The sequence below is a fragment of the Streptomyces sp. WM6386 genome, assembly GCF_000972385.1.
Classification (GTDB): domain Bacteria; phylum Actinomycetota; class Actinomycetes; order Streptomycetales; family Streptomycetaceae; genus Streptomyces.
In genome coordinates this window covers 17,448-33,533 of sequence record NZ_JXTE01000060.1, presented here as the reverse complement: position 1 = coordinate 33,533, position 16,086 = coordinate 17,448, and the positions used below count along the sequence as shown (strand labels likewise).

Annotated in this window: 20 protein-coding genes; 3 read left to right on the top strand and 17 right to left on the bottom strand. The window is 71.5% G+C overall.

All coding sequences use genetic code 11. The features are described 5' to 3' along the window. Positions 1-63: 63 nt before the first annotated feature. From trpM to hisI, 7 genes are all read right to left on the bottom strand, one after another. On the bottom strand, positions 64-255 hold the full coding sequence (trpM, locus tag TN53_RS49635; RefSeq protein ID WP_095046811.1) for a tryptophan biosynthesis modulator TrpM: 192 nt from the start codon (positions 253-255) through the stop codon (positions 64-66). Between the two features lie 22 nt (positions 256-277). Next, on the bottom strand, positions 278-1,087 hold the full coding sequence (gene trpC / locus TN53_RS30195; protein ID WP_046261894.1) for an indole-3-glycerol phosphate synthase TrpC: 810 nt from the start codon (positions 1,085-1,087) through the stop codon (positions 278-280). 138 nt (positions 1,088-1,225) lie between these two features. After that, positions 1,226-1,666, bottom strand: a complete 441-nt coding sequence (locus tag TN53_RS30190) for a DUF2752 domain-containing protein (protein ID WP_046261893.1) — start codon at positions 1,664-1,666, stop codon at positions 1,226-1,228. A gap of 83 nt (positions 1,667-1,749) precedes the next feature. After that, complete coding sequence (locus TN53_RS30185) at positions 1,750-1,986, bottom strand: HGxxPAAW family protein (protein WP_046261892.1); 237 nt, start codon at positions 1,984-1,986, stop codon at positions 1,750-1,752. A gap of 231 nt (positions 1,987-2,217) precedes the next feature. After that, positions 2,218-2,859 carry a TIGR02234 family membrane protein gene (locus TN53_RS30180; protein ID WP_046261891.1) on the bottom strand — a complete coding sequence of 214 codons (642 nt, stop codon included), beginning with the start codon at positions 2,857-2,859 and terminating at the stop codon, positions 2,218-2,220. A gap of 52 nt (positions 2,860-2,911) precedes the next feature. After that, positions 2,912-4,390, bottom strand: coding sequence for an anthranilate synthase component I (locus tag TN53_RS30175; protein ID WP_046261890.1), 1,479 nt, complete (start codon positions 4,388-4,390; stop codon positions 2,912-2,914). Between the two features lie 11 nt (positions 4,391-4,401). Then, complete coding sequence (gene hisI, locus TN53_RS30170; RefSeq protein WP_095046810.1) at positions 4,402-4,794, bottom strand: phosphoribosyl-AMP cyclohydrolase; 393 nt, start codon at positions 4,792-4,794, stop codon at positions 4,402-4,404. Positions 4,795-4,877: 83 nt separating this feature from the next. On the opposite strand from hisI, the gene TN53_RS30165 reads away from it, so the two are divergent. After that, positions 4,878-5,513, top strand: coding sequence for a TIGR03085 family metal-binding protein (locus tag TN53_RS30165; RefSeq protein WP_046261888.1), 636 nt, complete (start codon positions 4,878-4,880; stop codon positions 5,511-5,513). 3 nt (positions 5,514-5,516) lie between these two features. Here TN53_RS30165 and TN53_RS30160 read toward each other — a convergent pair whose 3' ends face one another. From TN53_RS30160 to hisD, 10 genes are all read right to left on the bottom strand, one after another. Continuing rightward, complete coding sequence (locus TN53_RS30160; RefSeq protein WP_046261887.1) at positions 5,517-6,767, bottom strand: MFS transporter; 1,251 nt, start codon at positions 6,765-6,767, stop codon at positions 5,517-5,519. 14 nt (positions 6,768-6,781) lie between these two features. Further along, positions 6,782-7,372, bottom strand: a complete 591-nt coding sequence (locus TN53_RS30155) for an ArsR/SmtB family transcription factor (protein ID WP_046261886.1) — start codon at positions 7,370-7,372, stop codon at positions 6,782-6,784. A 124-nt stretch (positions 7,373-7,496) separates the two neighbouring features. Then, entirely contained in the window at positions 7,497-8,252 is a 756-nt protein-coding gene (gene hisF / locus TN53_RS30150) for an imidazole glycerol phosphate synthase subunit HisF (RefSeq protein ID WP_046261885.1), read from the bottom strand. Further along, complete coding sequence (locus TN53_RS30145; protein WP_046261884.1) at positions 8,249-8,659, bottom strand: RidA family protein; 411 nt, start codon at positions 8,657-8,659, stop codon at positions 8,249-8,251. Before TN53_RS30145 ends, hisF begins: the two co-directional genes overlap by 4 nt. Then, the gene (priA, locus tag TN53_RS30140; protein ID WP_046261883.1) at positions 8,656-9,393 is read right to left on the bottom strand and encodes a bifunctional 1-(5-phosphoribosyl)-5-((5-phosphoribosylamino)methylideneamino)imidazole-4-carboxamide isomerase/phosphoribosylanthranilate isomerase PriA; all 738 of its coding nucleotides are present in this window, start codon (positions 9,391-9,393) and stop codon (positions 8,656-8,658) included. The genes TN53_RS30145 and priA overlap by 4 nt, the downstream gene beginning before the upstream one ends. Then, on the bottom strand, positions 9,393-10,043 hold the full coding sequence (gene hisH, locus TN53_RS30135) for an imidazole glycerol phosphate synthase subunit HisH (RefSeq protein WP_046261882.1): 651 nt from the start codon (positions 10,041-10,043) through the stop codon (positions 9,393-9,395). The genes priA and hisH overlap by 1 nt, the downstream gene beginning before the upstream one ends. Then, positions 10,034-10,198, bottom strand: coding sequence for a hypothetical protein (locus TN53_RS47955; RefSeq protein WP_046261881.1), 165 nt, complete (start codon positions 10,196-10,198; stop codon positions 10,034-10,036). Before TN53_RS47955 ends, hisH begins: the two co-directional genes overlap by 10 nt. Then, positions 10,195-10,788 carry an imidazoleglycerol-phosphate dehydratase HisB gene (gene hisB, locus TN53_RS30125; protein WP_046261880.1) on the bottom strand — a complete coding sequence of 198 codons (594 nt, stop codon included), beginning with the start codon at positions 10,786-10,788 and terminating at the stop codon, positions 10,195-10,197. The genes TN53_RS47955 and hisB overlap by 4 nt, the downstream gene beginning before the upstream one ends. Beyond that, on the bottom strand, positions 10,785-11,912 hold the full coding sequence (locus tag TN53_RS30120; RefSeq protein WP_046261879.1) for a histidinol-phosphate transaminase: 1,128 nt from the start codon (positions 11,910-11,912) through the stop codon (positions 10,785-10,787). The genes hisB and TN53_RS30120 overlap by 4 nt, the downstream gene beginning before the upstream one ends. Beyond that, positions 11,888-13,213: a histidinol dehydrogenase gene (gene hisD, locus TN53_RS30115; protein ID WP_046261878.1), complete on the bottom strand. Its 1,326-nt coding sequence runs from the start codon at positions 13,211-13,213 to the stop codon at positions 11,888-11,890. The genes TN53_RS30120 and hisD overlap by 25 nt, the downstream gene beginning before the upstream one ends. Positions 13,214-13,371: 158 nt before the next feature. Here hisD and TN53_RS30110 point away from each other — a divergent pair, with 158 nt between their 5' ends. Together TN53_RS30110 and TN53_RS30105 are read left to right on the top strand one after the other, a co-directional pair. Further along, positions 13,372-14,931: a hypothetical protein gene (locus tag TN53_RS30110; protein WP_046261877.1), complete on the top strand. Its 1,560-nt coding sequence runs from the start codon at positions 13,372-13,374 to the stop codon at positions 14,929-14,931. 126 nt (positions 14,932-15,057) lie between these two features. Then, positions 15,058-16,083 (top strand): hypothetical protein, encoded by a 1,026-nt coding sequence (locus tag TN53_RS30105; protein ID WP_046261876.1) that lies wholly within the window; start codon positions 15,058-15,060, stop codon positions 16,081-16,083. Positions 16,084-16,086: the final 3 nt, after the last annotated feature.

The following is a 16,086-nucleotide window of genomic DNA, read 5'->3' as shown; positions in this document are numbered from 1 at the left end:
TTGTCAGTCGACTGCGGGCCGTCAGTGGCTGGTCGCGCCCGCGCGGCGGTAGCCGCAAATCACCTACAGCCCCGCGCCCCTGAAGGGGCGCTGCTGCCATCGCATGCCATTGACTTGCCCTGGCTCATCTCCGATCACGTACCGCACCCGGCGGCCGTGCACCCGGCGTGCGGGGGCGCGGCAGCCGCGCGGACGGCAGCCGCGCGCGAGGCGGGCGTAGCGGTCCGTAGCAGCGGCAGAGGCGGTCGGAGTCATCGTCGGCAAGCCTATCGAATGATCAGCTGCGTCCGTGCCGCAATGCGGGGTGCTCGCCCGCCGCGACCAGGTCGGAGACCGCGGACTTCGGGTCCTTGCCCGTGACCAGGGACTCGCCGACCAGGACCGCGTCGGCGCCGGCGTTGGCGTAGGCGATGAGGTCGTGGGGGCCGCGGACGCCGGACTCGGCGATCTTGACGATGTGGTCCGGGATCTCGGGGGCGACGCGCTCGAAGGTGCCGCGGTCGACCTCGAGGGTCTTGAGGTTGCGGGCGTTGACGCCGATGACCTTGGCGCCGGCGTCCACCGCGCGCTCGACCTCGTCCTCGTCGTGGACCTCGACGATCGGCGTGAGTCCGATGGACACCGCGCGCTCGATGAGGGATTCCAGGGCGGGCTGGTCGAGGGCCGCCACGATCAGCAGGACGAGGTCGGCGCCGTACGCGCGGGCCTCCCACAGCTGGTACGAGGTGACGATGAAGTCCTTGCGCAGGATGGGGATGTCCACCCGCGCGCGGACCGCCTCCAGGTCGGCCAGCGAGCCGCCGAAGCGGCGCTGTTCGGTGAGGACGGAGATGACGGCCGCGCCGCCCGCCTCGTAGTCCGCGGCGAGCCCGGCCGGGTCGGCGATCGCGGCCAGCGCGCCCTTGGAGGGGCTGGAGCGCTTGACCTCGCAGATGACCTTGACGCCGTCGCCGCGCAGTGCGGCCAGTCCGTCCTTGGCCGCGGGAGCCTTCGCCGCGCGCTCCTTGAGCTCGTCGAGGCTGACGCGCGCCTGCCGCTCCGCGAGGTCGGCACGGACTCCGTCGATGATCTCGTCGAGCACACTCACGCGAGCGGCCCCCTTCCAGACGGTTGACAGTTCCAGCGACCAGAGAAAAGAGGTGGTCACTGCGATGGTATCCGGAGGAAGGCGTAGGCATCGCATCCGGTTGACGCCGGTCCCACTACCTGGACGTTCGCCAATTGATCAAGGGTGCAGCCAGCCACCGAACGGCAGGTTCCGGACAACCGTGAAGACCAGCAGCAATGCGCCGACGGCCCAGAGGTGCACGGGCCCGAGATCGAGCCGCAGAGGTCGCCCGCGCGCGGCACGGACCACCCAGACGGTCCACAGCACGGCGAAGCCCAGATAGCCGAGCACGGCGGGCGCGTTGGCCTGGAGCGCGGTCAGGAAGTCCCCGTGGATGAACGCGTGCGCGCTGCGCAGTCCCCCGCAGCCGGGGCAGTACAGGCCTGTGAGGCGCAGGAGCGGACAGACGGGGTAGTGGCCCGGCTCGTTGGGATCCACGGCGGCGACGTACGCGAAAGCCCCCGCGACGGCCGCGAGGATCCCCGCGGGCACGGCCAGCCGTCCCGCCCTCGCCGCGTACGGCGTCACCCTGTGGCTGTCGGCGTTCACGCCTTGCATTGTGCCTCGCCCGGGCCCGGACACGCCTGAGGGGCGGCACGGGGCCGCCCCTCAGGAAATCGTATGTGACTGCCGTACAGCGATCAGCTCTCGGTCTGCGCCGAGGTCACGAGCGCCTTGTGCGCATCCTTCGGCATGCCCAGACCCATGGCGCTCATGATCCAGCCGATGATGCCGCCGGCGACCACGATCACCATGCCCGCCCAGAATCCCAGCGGCTCGGCCAGCACCATGAAGGCGCCCGCGACGCAGAAACCGATGAAGGCGATAGTGACACCGGTCCAGGCGGCCGGGGTGTGACCGTGGCTGCTGCCCGCCATGACTTGCTCCTCGTTGCTGTAAACGTGTCTGAGCCGGACGCTCAGGGCCTATTGTCCCGCACGGGTGCGGGTGAGGGACGCAGGGGTAGCCCTAGCGGCTCAACACCGGGAGTGCACCCGCCCAGGGGCGCGGGGCTGTATTGAATCTGCGGCTACCGCCGCGTGGGCGCGACGAGCCACGACGGCGCCGCGGCCTCCTGACGGCCGAACGCGGCACTTCCGGCGGAGCGCCTACGCCCCTGTGGGGTCTTCCCCTCGATCCAGGGCCTTCCACATCTCCTCGGGCCGGTCGGGGTCGGCCGCCTTCGGCCGGCGGACGGGACGCGGCGCGCCACTGCGCTCGTACCGACCGGACATCGCAGGCCACATCCGCCCGTACCGCAGTGCGAGCAACCCGGCCAGCAGAATCAACGCCCCGCCGACCGCAGCGACATACGGCCAAGCGGTGTGGCTCAGCGCGGCAACCGTCGCAGACGCGTCACCGGACGCCTTCGCGGCCTGCTCGTCCAGCGCGGACGAGTCGTCCGCACCGAGCAACGACGCGGCGACGATCCCCGCGCCGGAGAGCGCGAGCAGCGCGGCGACCGCGAAACGGCCTGCCTTGCGGACGGCGAAGACGGCGACGAGCGCGGCGAGGCCCACTATGGCGAGGGCCGCGGGCACGCCCGTGACGTCGCTGCCTCTGGCGGTCAGCGGGAAGTCGCCGCCGGCCACGGTCGCGGTGCCCTGCGACCACTGCTGACGGGTCGCGAGCAGCGCCACGGCTGCGCCGAGCGCGCCGGAGAGCAGGGCTACGGCGAGGCTGAGCCGGCCGGCCCTGGCGGGTCCGGCGGCTTCGGAACGGGGGGGAGGAACAGCAGTCACGTAGTCCACTATCGCCCGAACCCCGGGCGAAGCGTCACCCGGGGTTCGTATGAGAAGCGCCCTATTGCCCGAGTCGGTTCGCCGTGTGCACCGCGCGGAGCACCGCGGCCGCCTTGTTTCGGCACTCCTGGTCCTCGGCGACCGGGTCGGAGTCGGCGACGATGCCGGCGCCGGCCTGGACGTAGGCCGTGCCGTTGCGCAGGAGGGCCGTGCGGATGGCGATGGCCGTGTCGGAGTCGCCCGCGAAGTCGAGGTAGCCGACGCAGCCGCCGTACAGCCCGCGCCGGGACGGTTCGAGTTCGTCGATGATCTGCATCGCGCGCGGCTTGGGGGCGCCGGAGAGGGTGCCCGCCGGGAAGCATGCCGTCAGGACGTCGAAGGCGGTGCGGCCCTGGGCGACCTTGCCGGTCACCGTCGAGACGATGTGCATCACGTGCGAGTACCGCTCGATGGACATGAAGTCCATGACCTCCACCGAGCCCGGCTCGCAGACGCGCCCCAGGTCGTTGCGGCCCAGGTCGACCAGCATCAGGTGCTCGGCGCGCTCCTTGGGGTCGGCGAGCAGTTCGTCGGCGAGAGCCTGGTCCTCCTGTGGGGTGGCCCCGCGCCACCGGGTGCCGGCGATGGGGTGGACCATGGCCCGCCCGTCCTCGACCTTCACCAGGGCTTCGGGGGAGGAGCCGACGACGTCGAAGCCGTCGAAGCGGAACAGGTACATGTACGGGGAGGGGTTGGTGGCCCTCAGGACCCGGTAGACGTCCAACGCGCTTGCGGTGCACGGTGTTTCGAAGCGCTGCGAGGGGACGACCTGGAAGGCCTCGCCCGCGCGGATGCGCTCCTTGATGTCCTCGACGGCCTCGCGGAAGTCCTCGCCGCCCCACAGCGCGGTGTACTCGGGGACCTCGGAGGGCGGGAGCACGGCGGGTGGCTGGGCCACCGCGCGGGACAGGTCCGTCTGCATGGCGTCCAGGCGGGCCACCGCGTCCGCGTAGGCCTCGTCGACGCCTGTGTCGAGGTCGTTGTGGTTGATCGCGTTGGCGATCAGCAGGACCGAGCCCTCCCAGTGGTCCATCACCGCGAGGTCGCTGGTGAGGAGCATGGTCAGCTCGGGCAGCTTGAGGTCGTCGCGCTCGCCGGGGCCGATCTTCTCCAGGCGGCGCACGATGTCGTAGCCGAGGTAGCCGACCATGCCTCCGGTGAAGGGCGGCATGCCCTCCTGGTGGGGGGTGTGCAGGGCCTCGATGGTGGCGCGCAGGGCGGCGAGGGGGTCGCCGTCGACGGGGACGCCGACGGGCGGGGCGCCGAGCCAGTGGGCCTGGCCGTCGCGCGCGGTGAGGGTGGCTGCCGAGCGGACGCCCACGAAGGAGTAGCGGGACCAGGAGCGGCCGTTCTCCGCGGACTCCAGCAGGAAGGTGCCGGGGCGCTCGGCGGCGAGCTTGCGGTAGAGGGCGACCGGGGTGTCGCCGTCGGCGAGGAGCTTGCGCGTGACCGGGATGACGCGCCGGTCGGTGGCGAGCTTGCGGAAGGTCTCGAGGTCCATGGCGGCTGACCTTACTGATCCGAGGCGGACACGCCGGAATCGGCGTCCTTGAGCAGCACGTCGACGTCGAAGCAGGTGCGCGCGCCGGTGTGGCAGGCGGCGCCGACCTGGTCGACCTTGACCAGCACGGTGTCGGCGTCGCAGTCGAGCGCGACCGACTTGACCCACTGGAAGTGGCCGGAGGTGTCGCCCTTGACCCAGTACTCCTGGCGGCTGCGCGACCAGTACGTGCAGCGGCCGGTGGTCAGCGTGCGGTGCAGCGCCTCGTCGTCCATCCAGCCGAGCATCAGTACCTCACCGGTGTCGTACTGCTGGGCGATGGCGGGGACGAGCCCGTCGGCGGCGCGCTTGAGGCGGGCGGCGATCTCGGGGTCGAGGTTGCTGGGCGGGGGCGTGCTGGTCATGGTTGCCATTGTGCCGCGCGCCGATGACAGCTCAGGTGTGGCGTCCACTGTGCGGACCTTCGGCGCGGTCGTAGGCTGACGGCATGTCGACTTTCGCCAAGCGTGAACGACTTCTGCTCGCCGATCTTCTGGAGACCGCCGGTCCCGAGGCCCCGACCCTGTGCGAGGGCTGGCAGACCCGGGACCTGGCCGCGCACGTGGTGGTGCGTGAGCGCCGCCCCGACGCCGCCGGGGGTCTGCTCATCAAGCAGCTCGCCTCCCGCCTGGACAAGGCGATGGAGGAGTTCACGGCCAAGCCGTACGAGGAACTGATCCAGCTGATCCGTACCGGCCCGCCGCGCTTCTCGCCCTTCAACCTCAAGCAGCTCGACGAGGCGTCCAACACGATCGAGTTCTACGTCCACACCGAGGACGTCCGCCGCGCCCAGCCCGACTGGACCCCGCGCGAACTCGACCCGGTCTTCCAGGACGCCCTCTGGACCCGTCTGGAGCGCACCGCCCGCCTGATGGGCCGCAGCGCTCCCACGGGCCTCGTCCTGCGCCGCCCGGACGGCCAGACGGCGGTGGCCCACCGCGGTGCCCCGGTCGTGACGGTGACCGGCGAGCCCTCGGAACTCCTGCTGTTCCTGTACGGCCGGCACAGCGCCGCGCAGGTGGAGCTGGACGGCGACAAGGACGCGATCGCCAAACTGCACGAGGCGAAGGAGCTGGGGATCTAGGAGCTACTTCGGGAGCTCGGCGCGGCGCAGATCCCTTACGCACAGGGCCACGACCCCGCCGAGCCCGCAGACCGCCGCGCTGACGACGAACACCGGGCCGGTCCCCCACGCCCCGATGGCCGCGGCGGACAGCGGCATGCTCAGCGGGGCGAAGCCCAGGCTCACCAGACTGGCCACGGCGGTGACCCGGCCCAGGTAGGCGGGGTCGGCCTGGGTCTGCAGCAGGGCCCCGCACATCGCGCCGCTGAGTCCGGCGAGCAGCCCGACCAGCAGGGCCGTGCCGACGGCGACGGCGATGCTCGGCGCCTGGGCAAGGGCCCCGATCGCGACCGAGCCCGCGATGATCGCGCACGCCGCCACCCGTCCCGCCTGCGGCAGCCGCCCGCGGACGGTGAGCAGCAGGGACGCGGCACCCGCGCCGACACCGAATCCGGCGAGCATCCAGCCCATCCCCGCGGCGCCCCAGCCGCGCTCGTCGGCGAGGAGGGTCAGACCGACGTTGAGGGGGCCGACGAAGCCGAGGTCGCCCAGGGCGATGGCCAGCATCAGCGGGGCGAGGACACGGTGGCCGCGGATGTAGCGCAGTCCGGCCGTCAGGTCGCTCCAGGCGGTGCCCTGGGCCCCGGGTGTCCCGTCGTCGGCGGGCACCTCCCTGATGCGTACGGAGACCAGCAGCGGCACGGACACGGCGATCAGCAGCCCCGCGAGGCCGAACGCCGCCGCCGAGCCGCCGACGGCCACGCCGAACCCGCCGAGCGGTCCGCCGACGACACTCGCGAAGCGGATGCCCAGACCTCGCATGCCCTGCACGCGCGCGAGCTGGTCGCGTGACGTCACGCGCGCGGGAAGGGCGCCGACGGCCGGCACGAACACGGCGTCGACGGCGCCGAAGACCAGGGCGAGCACGGCCAGCGGCCACAGGCCCGGGCTGGTGAGGAACAGCAGCGCCGCCACCGCCAGCACCGCCGCGCAGCGCACCACGTCGCTCCCGATGACGACCCTGCGCGGCCCGAGCCGGTCGGCGATCACTCCCCCGCCCAGCATCAGGACCGCCCGCGGCAGTGCGCTCGCCGACATGACGAGGCCGGCCTGCGAGGGGCTGCCGGCCTGTACGGCGGCCCAGGACAGGGCGATGTAGTACACGCTGTCGCCGACCATCGAGGAGGTGTAGGCGGCGAGCCAGCGCAGGACGTTGCCGTCGCGGTGGGCGGGCCGGGGGGTGAGGTCGGGCGCGGATATGAGCGTGGCGGGCACGGAACCGGGTCCTCTCAGGCGCGGAAGGGGAACGCGTACGTGTGCACCGCGACGTTCTCGCGGCCCTCGGTGTCGCCGGCGGCGTCGGCGGCCCGGCCCTGCTCGTCGTACTTGTGCAGGAGCGCGAGCATCTCCTTGTTCAGCTCGCCCAGTTCGTCCGCGGTGAGGCGGAGTGCGGCCTCGGAGGACTCGGCCGTCCGGTTCCACTCGTGGTTCCAGTGGGCGCGTTCGTCGAGCCAGCGGCGGTACATGTCCATGCGCTGCTCGGCGAAGAGCCTGCTGGCCGCCGTGTGTGCGGCCGCCCCCTCAGGGGCCTCGCGGAAGTCCTCGTCGCGGATGCTCACGCCGTCCGAGGCGGGCTGCCACCAGCGCTCCCGGCCGTCCGCGCGCTGCGGCCGGGCCTCTTCGATCAGGCCGTGCTCGGCGAGCTTGCGCAGGTGGTAGCTGACCAGCGAGACGGCTTCGTCGACCGCCTCGGCCAGCTGCGAGGCGGTGGCGACGCGGGCCAGGGTCAGATTCCGGTACAGCCTCATCCGCAGCGGATGCGCGAGCGCCTTGAGGGTGCCCACGTCCGTGATCCGCCGGTCCCGTTCCTTGCCTGTCATGCCTCCACCGTAGATAGGAAAGAAAAGTTGCGCAATAAATTTTGCGCAACTTTCCTTTCCCATCGACCCACAGGTAAGCCCCGACCACCAGGTGCCCGGGGCTTACCTCAACGCCTCACACACGTCACCGCACGGGGTGTCCGGCCCCCCGCAACGCGTCCTTCACCTCGCCGATCCGCAGATCCCCGAAGTGGAAGACCGAAGCCGCCAGCACCGCGTCCGCCCCCGCCTCGATGGCCGGAGCGAAGTCGGCGAGCTTGCCCGCACCGCCGGAGGCGATCACCGGAACCGTCACGTGCCCCCGGACGGCGGCGATCATCTCCAGGTCGTAGCCGTCCTTCGTGCCGTCCGCGTCCATCGAGTTGAGCAGGATCTCGCCCGCGCCCAGCTCGGCGGCCCGGTGCGCCCACTCGACGGCGTCGATGCCGGTGCCCTTGCGGCCGCCGTGGGTGGTGACCTCGAAGGTGCCCTCGGGCGTGCGCCGCGCGTCCACCGACAGCACCAGGACCTGGCGCCCGAACCGCTCCGCGATCTCCTTGATCAGCTCGGGGCGGGCGATGGCGGCCGTGTTCACGCCCACCTTGTCCGCGCCCGCCCGCAGCAGCTTGTCCACGTCCTCGGCGGTGCGCACACCGCCGCCGACGGTCAGCGGGATGAAGACCTGCTCGGCGGTGCGGCGCACCACGTCGTACGTGGTCTCGCGGTTGCCCGACGAGGCGGTGATGTCCAGGAACGTCAGCTCGTCGGCGCCCTCGGCGTCGTACACCTTGGCCATCTCGACGGGGTCGCCCGCGTCGCGCAGGTTCTGGAAGTTGACGCCCTTGACGACCCGGCCGTTGTCCACGTCCAGGCAGGGGATGACTCGTACGGCGAGGGTCATGCGGACACTCCGGGTTCTCCGCCGGGGCGGAATGCCTCCACCTCGACCTCGACGACCAGGCTGGGGTCCACGAAGCCGGAGACGATGATCATGGATGCGGCGGGCCGGACGGCGTCGAACAGCTCCTTGTGAGCGCGTCCGACCTCGTCCACGTCCCGGCCATGGGTGAGGTACATGCGCGTCCGCACGACGTCCGCCGGGCCGAGTCCCAGCTGCTCCAGCGCCGCGAACGCGACGTTGAAGGAGTTGACCGTCTGCTCGTACGGACCGCCCGCGGCGATCTCACCGTCCACGATCGACGTGCAGCCGGAGACCAGCACCAGGCCGTTGGGCAGCTCCACCGCGCGGGAGTACCCGAAGGCCTCTTCCCAGGGCGCGCCGGTCGAGACGCGTCGCAGATCGCTCACTCGGCCACCGCCTCCAGTGCCTCTTCCAGCGTGAACGCCTTCGCGTAGAGGGCCTTGCCGACGATGGAGCCCTCGACACCGAGGGGTACCAGCTCGGCGATGGCCCGCAGGTCGTCCAGCGACGACACCCCGCCGGAGGCCACGACCGGCCGGTCCGTGGCCGCGCAGACGTTGCGGAGCAGCTCCAGGTTCGGGCCCTGGAGCGTGCCGTCCTTCGCGATGTCCGTGACGACATACCGCGCGCAGCCCTCCTTGTCGAGGCGCTCCAGCGTCTCGTAGAGGTCGCCGCCGTCCCGGGTCCAGCCGCGGCCCTTGAGCGTGGTCCCGCGCACGTCCAGGCCCACCGCGATCCGGTCGCCGTGCTCGGCGATGATCTTGGCGACCCACTCGGGGGTCTCCAGCGCGGCGGTGCCGAGGTTCACCCGGGTGCAGCCGGTGGCGAGGGCCGCCGCGAGGGAGGCGTCGTCACGGATGCCGCCGGACAGCTCCACCTTGATGTCCATCGCCTCGGTGACCTGGCGGACCAGGTCCCGGTTGTCGCCGGTGCCGAACGCGGCGTCCAGGTCGACGAGGTGCAGCCACTCGGCGCCCGCCCGCTGCCACGCGAGGGCGGCCTCCAGCGGGGAGCCGTACGAGGTCTCCGTGCCGGACTCGCCGTGCACGAGACGGACGGCCTGGCCGTCACGGACGTCGACGGCGGGCAGGAGTTCGAGCCGTGAGGGGTTCGAGGGCATCAGAGGGTTCCGATCCAGTTGTTCAGCAGCTGCGCACCGGCGTCGCCGGACTTCTCGGGGTGGAACTGCGTGGCCCACAGGGCGCCGTTCTCCACGGCGGCCACGAAGGGCTTGCCGTGCGTGGACCAGGTCACGAGCGGTGCCCGCATCGCCGGGTTCGAGGTCTCCAGGGTCCAGTCGTGGACGGCGTAGGAGTGCACGAAGTAGAAGCGGGCGTCCGCGTCCAGGCCGGCGAACAGCTGGGAGCCGGCCGGTGCGTCCACGGTGTTCCAGCCCATGTGGGGCACGATGTCGGCCTGCAGCGGCTCGACCGAGCCGGGCCACTCGTCGACGCCCTCGGTCTCCACGCCGTGCTCGATGCCGCGCGCGAAGAGGATCTGCATGCCGACGCAGATGCCCATGACCGGGCGCCCGCCGGAGAGCCGGCGGTCGATGATCCAGTCGCCGCGCGCCTCCTTGAGGCCCTTCATGCAGCTGGCGAAGGCGCCGACACCCGGCACCAGCAGGCCGTCGGCGTTCATGGCCTTGTCGAAGTCACGCGTTATCTCGACCTCGGCCCCGGTGCGCGCGAGGGCGCGCTCGGCGGAGCGGACATTGCCGAAGCCGTAGTCGAAGACGACTACCTTCTTGGCGGACGCGCTCAATTCCACACCTCCAGCCTCATGACGCCGGCGACGAGACACATCGCGGCACCGATGGAGAGCAGCACGATGAGCTGCTTCGGCATCCCCTGCTTGACGAAGGAGTAGATCCCGCCGGCCAGGAAGAGACCGACGACGATCAGGACGGTCGACAGCCCGTTCACAGCGCGCCCTTCGTGGAGGGGAGGATGCCGGCCGCGCGCGGGTCACGCTCGGAGGCGTAGCGCAGGGCCCGGGCCAGCGCCTTGAACTGGCATTCCACGATGTGGTGCGCGTTGCGACCGTACGGCACGTGCACGTGCAGCGCGATCTGGGCCTGGGCGACGAAGGACTCCAGGATGTGCCGGGTCATCGTGGTGTCGTACTCGCCGATCATCGGCGCCATCTTCTCGGGCTCGGTGTGCACGAGGTAGGGGCGGCCGGACAGGTCGACGGTGACCTGGGCGAGGGACTCGTCCAGCGGGACCGTGCAGTTGCCGAAGCGGTAGATGCCGACCTTGTCGCCGAGCGCCTGCTTGAAGGCGGCGCCGAGGGCGAGAGCGCTGTCCTCGATGGTGTGGTGCGAGTCGATGTGCAGATCGCCCTCGGTCTTCACCGTCAGGTCGAACAGACCGTGGCGGCCGAGCTGGTCGAGCATGTGGTCGTAGAAACCGACGCCTGTCGACACGTCGACCTTGCCGCTGCCGTCGAGATCGATCTCGACGAGCACGGAGGTCTCCTTCGTGACTCGCTCCACACGTCCAACGCGGCTCATGCGCTCTGCTCCTTCTTGATGTCACGGACCGCGTCCAGGAACGCGTCGTTCTCTTCGGGGGTCCCGGCGGTGACCCGCAGCCAGCCCGGCACTCCGTTGTCCCGGACCAGGACACCCCGGTCGAGGATCCGCTGCCACACGGTGTGGGAGTCGTCGAACCGCCCGAACTGCACGAAGTTGGCGTCCGACGCCGTGACCTCGTACCCGATCGCCAGCAGCTCGGTGACCAGCCGGTCCCGCTCCGACTTCAGCTGCTCGACGTACTTCAGCAGCGTATCGGTGTGCTCCAGGGCGGCCAGGGCGGTCGCCTGGGTGATCGCCGACAGGTGGTAGGGCAGTCGTACGAGCTGTACGGCGTCGACGACCGCCGGGTGCGCGGCGAGGTAGCCGAGGCGCAGGCCGGCCGCACCGAATGCCTTCGACATCGTCCGGGAGACGACGAGATTCGGCCGACCTTGGATCAGCGGCAGCAGCGAGGCGCCGTGGCTGAACTCGATGTACGCCTCGTCCACCACGACCAGCGAGGGCTTGGCGGCCTGCGCGGCCTCGTACAGCGCGAGGACCGTCTCGGCCGGGACCGCGGTGCCGGTGGGGTTGTTGGGCGTGGTGACGAAGACGACGTCCGGCCGGTTCTCGGCGATCGCCTTCTCGGCGGCGGCGAGGTCGATCGTGAAGTCCTCGTTGCGCGGACCGGAGATCCAGCCGGTGCCCGTGCCGCGCGAGATCAGCCCGTGCATCGAGTACGACGGCTCGAAGCCGATCGCCGTACGGCCCGGTCCGCCGAAGGTCTGCAGCAGCTGCTGGATGACCTCGTTGGAGCCGTTGGCGGCCCAGACATTGGCCAGGCCCACCTCGTGACCGGACGTGTCCGTCAGGTACTTGGCGAGCTGTGTGCGCAGTTCTACGGCGTCCCGGTCCGGGTAGCGGTTGAGGTTCCGGGCCGCCTCGCGCACCCGCTCGGCGATGCGCTCGACCAGCGGCTCGGGCAGGGGGTAGGGGTTCTCGTTGGTGTTCAGCCGTACGGGGACGTCCAACTGGGGCGCGCCGTAAGGGGACTTGCCGCGCAGCTCGTCCCGTACGGGGAGATCGTCGATGCCGGTCACTTGCTCTCGGGAACCTTCCATCCGAACCGCGCCTTGATCGCCGCCCCGTGGGCCGGCAGGTCCTCCGCCTCCGCCAGCGTCACCACGTGATGCGCCACGTCGGCCAGCGCGTCCTTCGAGTAGTCGACGATGTGGATGCCCCGGAGGAAGGACTGCACCGACAGCCCGGAGGAGTGGCAGGCGCAGCCGCCGGTGGGCAGGACGTGGTTGGACCCCGCGGCGTAGTCGCCGAGGGACACGGGCGCCCAGGGGCCGACGAAGATCGCACCGGCGTTGCGGACCCGCTCGGCGACCGCGGTGGCCTCGGCCGTCTGGATCTCCAGGTGCTCGGCGCCGTACGCGTTGACCACCCGCAGCCCCTCGTCGATGCCGTCGACGAGGACGATCGCGGACTGCCGGCCCCTGAGGGCGGGGACGATCCGGTCGTCGATGTGCTTGCTGGCCGCGACCTGCGGCTCCAGTTCCTTCTCGACCGCGTCCGCGAGCGCGACGGAGTCGGTGACCAGGACGGCCGCCGCGAGCGGGTCGTGCTCGGCCTGGCTGATCAGGTCGGAGGCGACGTGCACCGGGTCGGCCGTGTCGTCCGCGAGGATCGCGATCTCGGTCGGCCCGGCTTCGGCGTCGATACCGATCCTGCCGGTGAAGTAGCGCTTGGCCGCGGCGACCCAGATGTTGCCGGGCCCGGTGACCATGGTGGTGGGCGCGCAGGACTCGGTGCCGTACGCGAACATCGCGACGGCGGTCGCGCCGCCGGCGGCGTACACCTCGTCGACGCCGAGCAGCGCGCACGCGGCGAGGATCGTCGGGTGCGGGAGGCCGCCGAAGTCGGCCTGCGCCGGGGAGGCGAGGGCGAGGGACTCGACGCCGGCCTCCTGGGCCGGGACGACGTTCATGATCACGGAGGACGGGTAGACGGCCCGCCCGCCGGGCGCGTACAGCCCGACCCGGTCGACCGGGACCCACTTCTCGGTGACGGAACCGCCGGGCACGACCTGGGTCGTGTGGGTGCTGCGACGCTGCTCGCGGTGGACGAGTCGGGCGCGCCGGATGGACTCCTCGAGGGCCGCGCGCACGGCCGGGTCGAGTTCCTCGAGCGCCCTGGTGATCGCCTCCGCCGGGACCCGAACGGATTCCAGCCGTACCCCGTCGAACTTCTCCGCGAAGTCGATCAGCGCCGCGTCGCCCCGATGATGCACGGCCTCGCAGATCGGACGCACCTTCTCCAGGGCGGCCGAGACGTCGAAGTCGGCTCGGGGCAGCAGGTCGCGCAGGGCGGGGCCCTCGGGGAGGGCGTCGCCGCGCAGGTCGATTCGGGAGATCACGAGAACAATTCTCTCAGACCGCGGTTCGGCGTCGTTCGGGCATTCCAGTGGCTGATACGCGGCCTGGTACGCAACCCGGAAGATCTCCTTCACGTCCTGCGCTTCGGGTGTGACGGAACGGGCATCACCGGTGGTGCGAGAACACGGATGGAGGAGCAGTGACCGAGGGGGACCTGCCGGACGATCTGACGCCCGCCGAGGCCGGGATGTGGCAGGCCTTCCGCAACGGCAGCGTGTACGACCTGAGCAGCGGCGACTCGGTCGTCGACGATCCGCACGGCGGGCATCCATGGGGACCTGAGCGGACCGTGCGGGCCCGCATCGTGTGCTGGCTGCTCCTCGACGGACCGCCCGCGCTCGCGGGCCGGGTGTCGTCCCTCAAGCTCAGCGGCGTGCAGATCAGCGGCACGCTGGAGTTGGCCGGCGGCATCGTGGTGCCGTACGTGGAGCTGCGGGGCTGCCGTTTCGAGCGGGACGTCCTGCTGCCGGAGGCGCGCTTCACGACCATGCGGATGGTGGACTGCTCGGTGCCGCGTCTGGAGGCGGCCCGCATCCACACGGAGGGCGACCTGCACCTCCCCCGGTGCCGCTTCCACAACGGCGTACGGCTGACCGACGCGCACATCGGCACGGATCTGCTGCTCAACCAGGCGATCGTCTACCGGGACCGCAGCGGCCGCTCGATCGCCGCCGACGGCATGACCGTCGGGCAGGACCTCCAGGCCGAGCTCCTGGAGTCGCACGGCGAGCTGAGCCTGCGCAGCGCCAAGATCGGCGTCTCGCTGAGCCTGCGCGGCGCGAAGCTGGCCAACCCGTACACACGGCTCGCGCTCAACGCGCCGCAGCTGACCGTCGAGCGCTCCATGTACCTGACCCCGGCCGGCCTCGGCAGCCCGCTGCTGAGCGGGGCGACTCCGGCGCACGGGACGCGTATCCAGCGGTTCACGTGCGAGGGCGGACTGCGCCTGGACGACGGGCGGTTCGGGGACGCCCTCGACTTCGAGCGGGCGCGGTTCACGCTCACCGACGACCAGGAGGTGTCGCTGCGCCGCATCCAGACGCCCGAGCTGCGCTTCCTCGGGGAGCGGCCGGCACGCGGCACGGTCGCGCTGTCGGGGGCGCGCGTGGTGAACCTGATGGACCGTACGGACAGCTGGCCGGGTCCGGGGCGGCTGCACATGGGCGGCTTCAGCTACGAGAACCTGGTGCCGAGGGGCCCGTTCCCGCTGGCCGAGCGGCTGGAGTGGGTGACCGCGGCGACCGCCGAGTACAACCCGGAGCCGTACGAGCGGCTGGCCGCTGTGCTGCGGTCCGGCGGCGAGGACGAGGACGCGCGCGAGGTGCTGCTCGCCAAGCAGCGCCGGCGCCGCGAGACGCTGCCGCCGGCCGCCAAGCTGTGGGGGTACGCGCAGGACTGGACGGTCGCCTACGGGTACCGGCCGGGGCGGGCCCTGGTGTGGATGGCGGTGCTGTGGGCGGCGGCCTCGCTGGCCTTCGCGCACGCGAGCCATCCGCCGATCAAGAGCGGCGAGGCGCCGTACTGGAACCCGGCTCTGTTCGCCCTCGACCTGCTCCTGCCGGTCATCGACCTGGGCCAGGTCGGGTTCTGGCAGCTCAGGGGCGGCTGGCAGTGGCTGGCCGCGGCGATGATCCTGCTGGGCTGGATCCTGGCGACGACGGTGGCGGCCGGGGCGACGAGGCTGCTGCGGCGGAGCTAGGCCGCCGGGCACAGCGGTCGAACAGTTGTTGAACAGTAAACGCTTTACCGATTCTTGACCTACCGCCGTACAACTTTCCACCCTTTGCCCGAAACCTCTGGCGCATCCCCGACCAGCGGCTTTTCAATGGTCGACACCATGGCTCTGCTGCCTCCTTTCGTCCGCTCCTCAAGGGTGACCAGGACCCTCGTCCAGCATCCCGCCGTCGCGCTCCCCGCCGACGACGAGGTGCTCCTCGACGCGCCGGACGACCGCCTGGGCCCCGCCCTCGTGGCCGCCGGGCAGGGCACCTGGCAAACCGCGTCCCAGCTGCTCGCCGCGACCCGCGAGAACGCCGCGTGGGAGAACCGCGACCGGTACGCCGTACGTCTGGCGTCCTTCGCGCAGTCGCGTGCCGAGTGGTTCGAGGACTGGCGTACGGCCGCCCCGCACGACCCGGACATGCTGCTGGTCGGCGCCCAGCTCGCGGTGGCCCGCGCCTGGCAGTCGCCGGCCAGGGCAGAGCTGCTGCGCGAGGTGAGCCCGCTGATCACGGCCGCCGCGCGCGGCGACGACCGCGATCCGGTGCCGTGGCGGATCGCGCTGGACCACGCGCACGGCTCGAACGCCGGGCACAAGTACTTCGAGGAGCTGTGGGAGGCGGCGATCCGCCGCGCCCCGCACCATTACGGCTGCCATGCCGCCGCCCTGCGCTACCTCGCCGACAGCTGGCACGGCTCCCACCGCGAGTGCTTCGACTTCGCGGAGACGGCCGCGCAGGACGCCCCCGCGGACTCCCTCGTCCAGGCGCTGCCGACGCGCGCCGCCTTCGCCTATCTGACCGACGACTGCGGACCCGACGTACCGCACGAGCGACTGGACGCGGCGGCGGACCGGGCGATCGCGCTGTCGGCCCGTTTCCCGGCGGCCGACCCGTGGCCGGCGGAGATGCGGAACAAGCTGACCTACGTCCTGTCCCGCCTGGGCCGCTGGACGGACGCGCTCGAACAGGTGAGGCTCATCGGCCCGTACGCCACGTCGTTCCCCTGGGACCAGCTCTCCGACGATCCGCTGGGCCGGTTCCTGGAACTGCGCGAAGAGGTCCGCCGCCACGCGGCCTCCGGACATCCACGGAGTGGGCACGCCGGACGTGCACACTCCGGCGACCATTAGGCT

Excerpts from the sequence above, each read along its gene's own strand:
- trpM (WP_095046811.1), bottom strand. The coding sequence starts at position 255 with ATGACTCCGACCGCCTCTGCCGCTGCTACGGACCGCTACGCCCGCCTC.
- TN53_RS30190 (WP_046261893.1), bottom strand. The coding sequence starts at position 1,666 with ATGCAAGGCGTGAACGCCGACAGCCACAGGGTGACGCCGTACGCGGCG.
- TN53_RS30185 (WP_046261892.1), bottom strand. The coding sequence starts at position 1,986 with ATGGCGGGCAGCAGCCACGGTCACACCCCGGCCGCCTGGACCGGTGTC.
- TN53_RS30175 (WP_046261890.1), bottom strand. The coding sequence starts at position 4,390 with ATGGACCTCGAGACCTTCCGCAAGCTCGCCACCGACCGGCGCGTCATC.
- hisI (WP_095046810.1), bottom strand. The coding sequence starts at position 4,794 with ATGACCAGCACGCCCCCGCCCAGCAACCTCGACCCCGAGATCGCCGCC.
- TN53_RS30165 (WP_046261888.1), top strand. The coding sequence starts at position 4,878 with ATGTCGACTTTCGCCAAGCGTGAACGACTTCTGCTCGCCGATCTTCTG.
- TN53_RS30155 (WP_046261886.1), bottom strand. The coding sequence starts at position 7,372 with ATGACAGGCAAGGAACGGGACCGGCGGATCACGGACGTGGGCACCCTC.
- hisF (WP_046261885.1), bottom strand. The coding sequence starts at position 8,252 with ATGACCCTCGCCGTACGAGTCATCCCCTGCCTGGACGTGGACAACGGC.
- priA (WP_046261883.1), bottom strand. The coding sequence starts at position 9,393 with ATGCCCTCGAACCCCTCACGGCTCGAACTCCTGCCCGCCGTCGACGTC.
- hisB (WP_046261880.1), bottom strand. The coding sequence starts at position 10,788 with ATGAGCCGCGTTGGACGTGTGGAGCGAGTCACGAAGGAGACCTCCGTG.
- TN53_RS30120 (WP_046261879.1), bottom strand. The coding sequence starts at position 11,912 with ATGGAAGGTTCCCGAGAGCAAGTGACCGGCATCGACGATCTCCCCGTA.
- TN53_RS30105 (WP_046261876.1), top strand. The coding sequence starts at position 15,058 with ATGGTCGACACCATGGCTCTGCTGCCTCCTTTCGTCCGCTCCTCAAGG.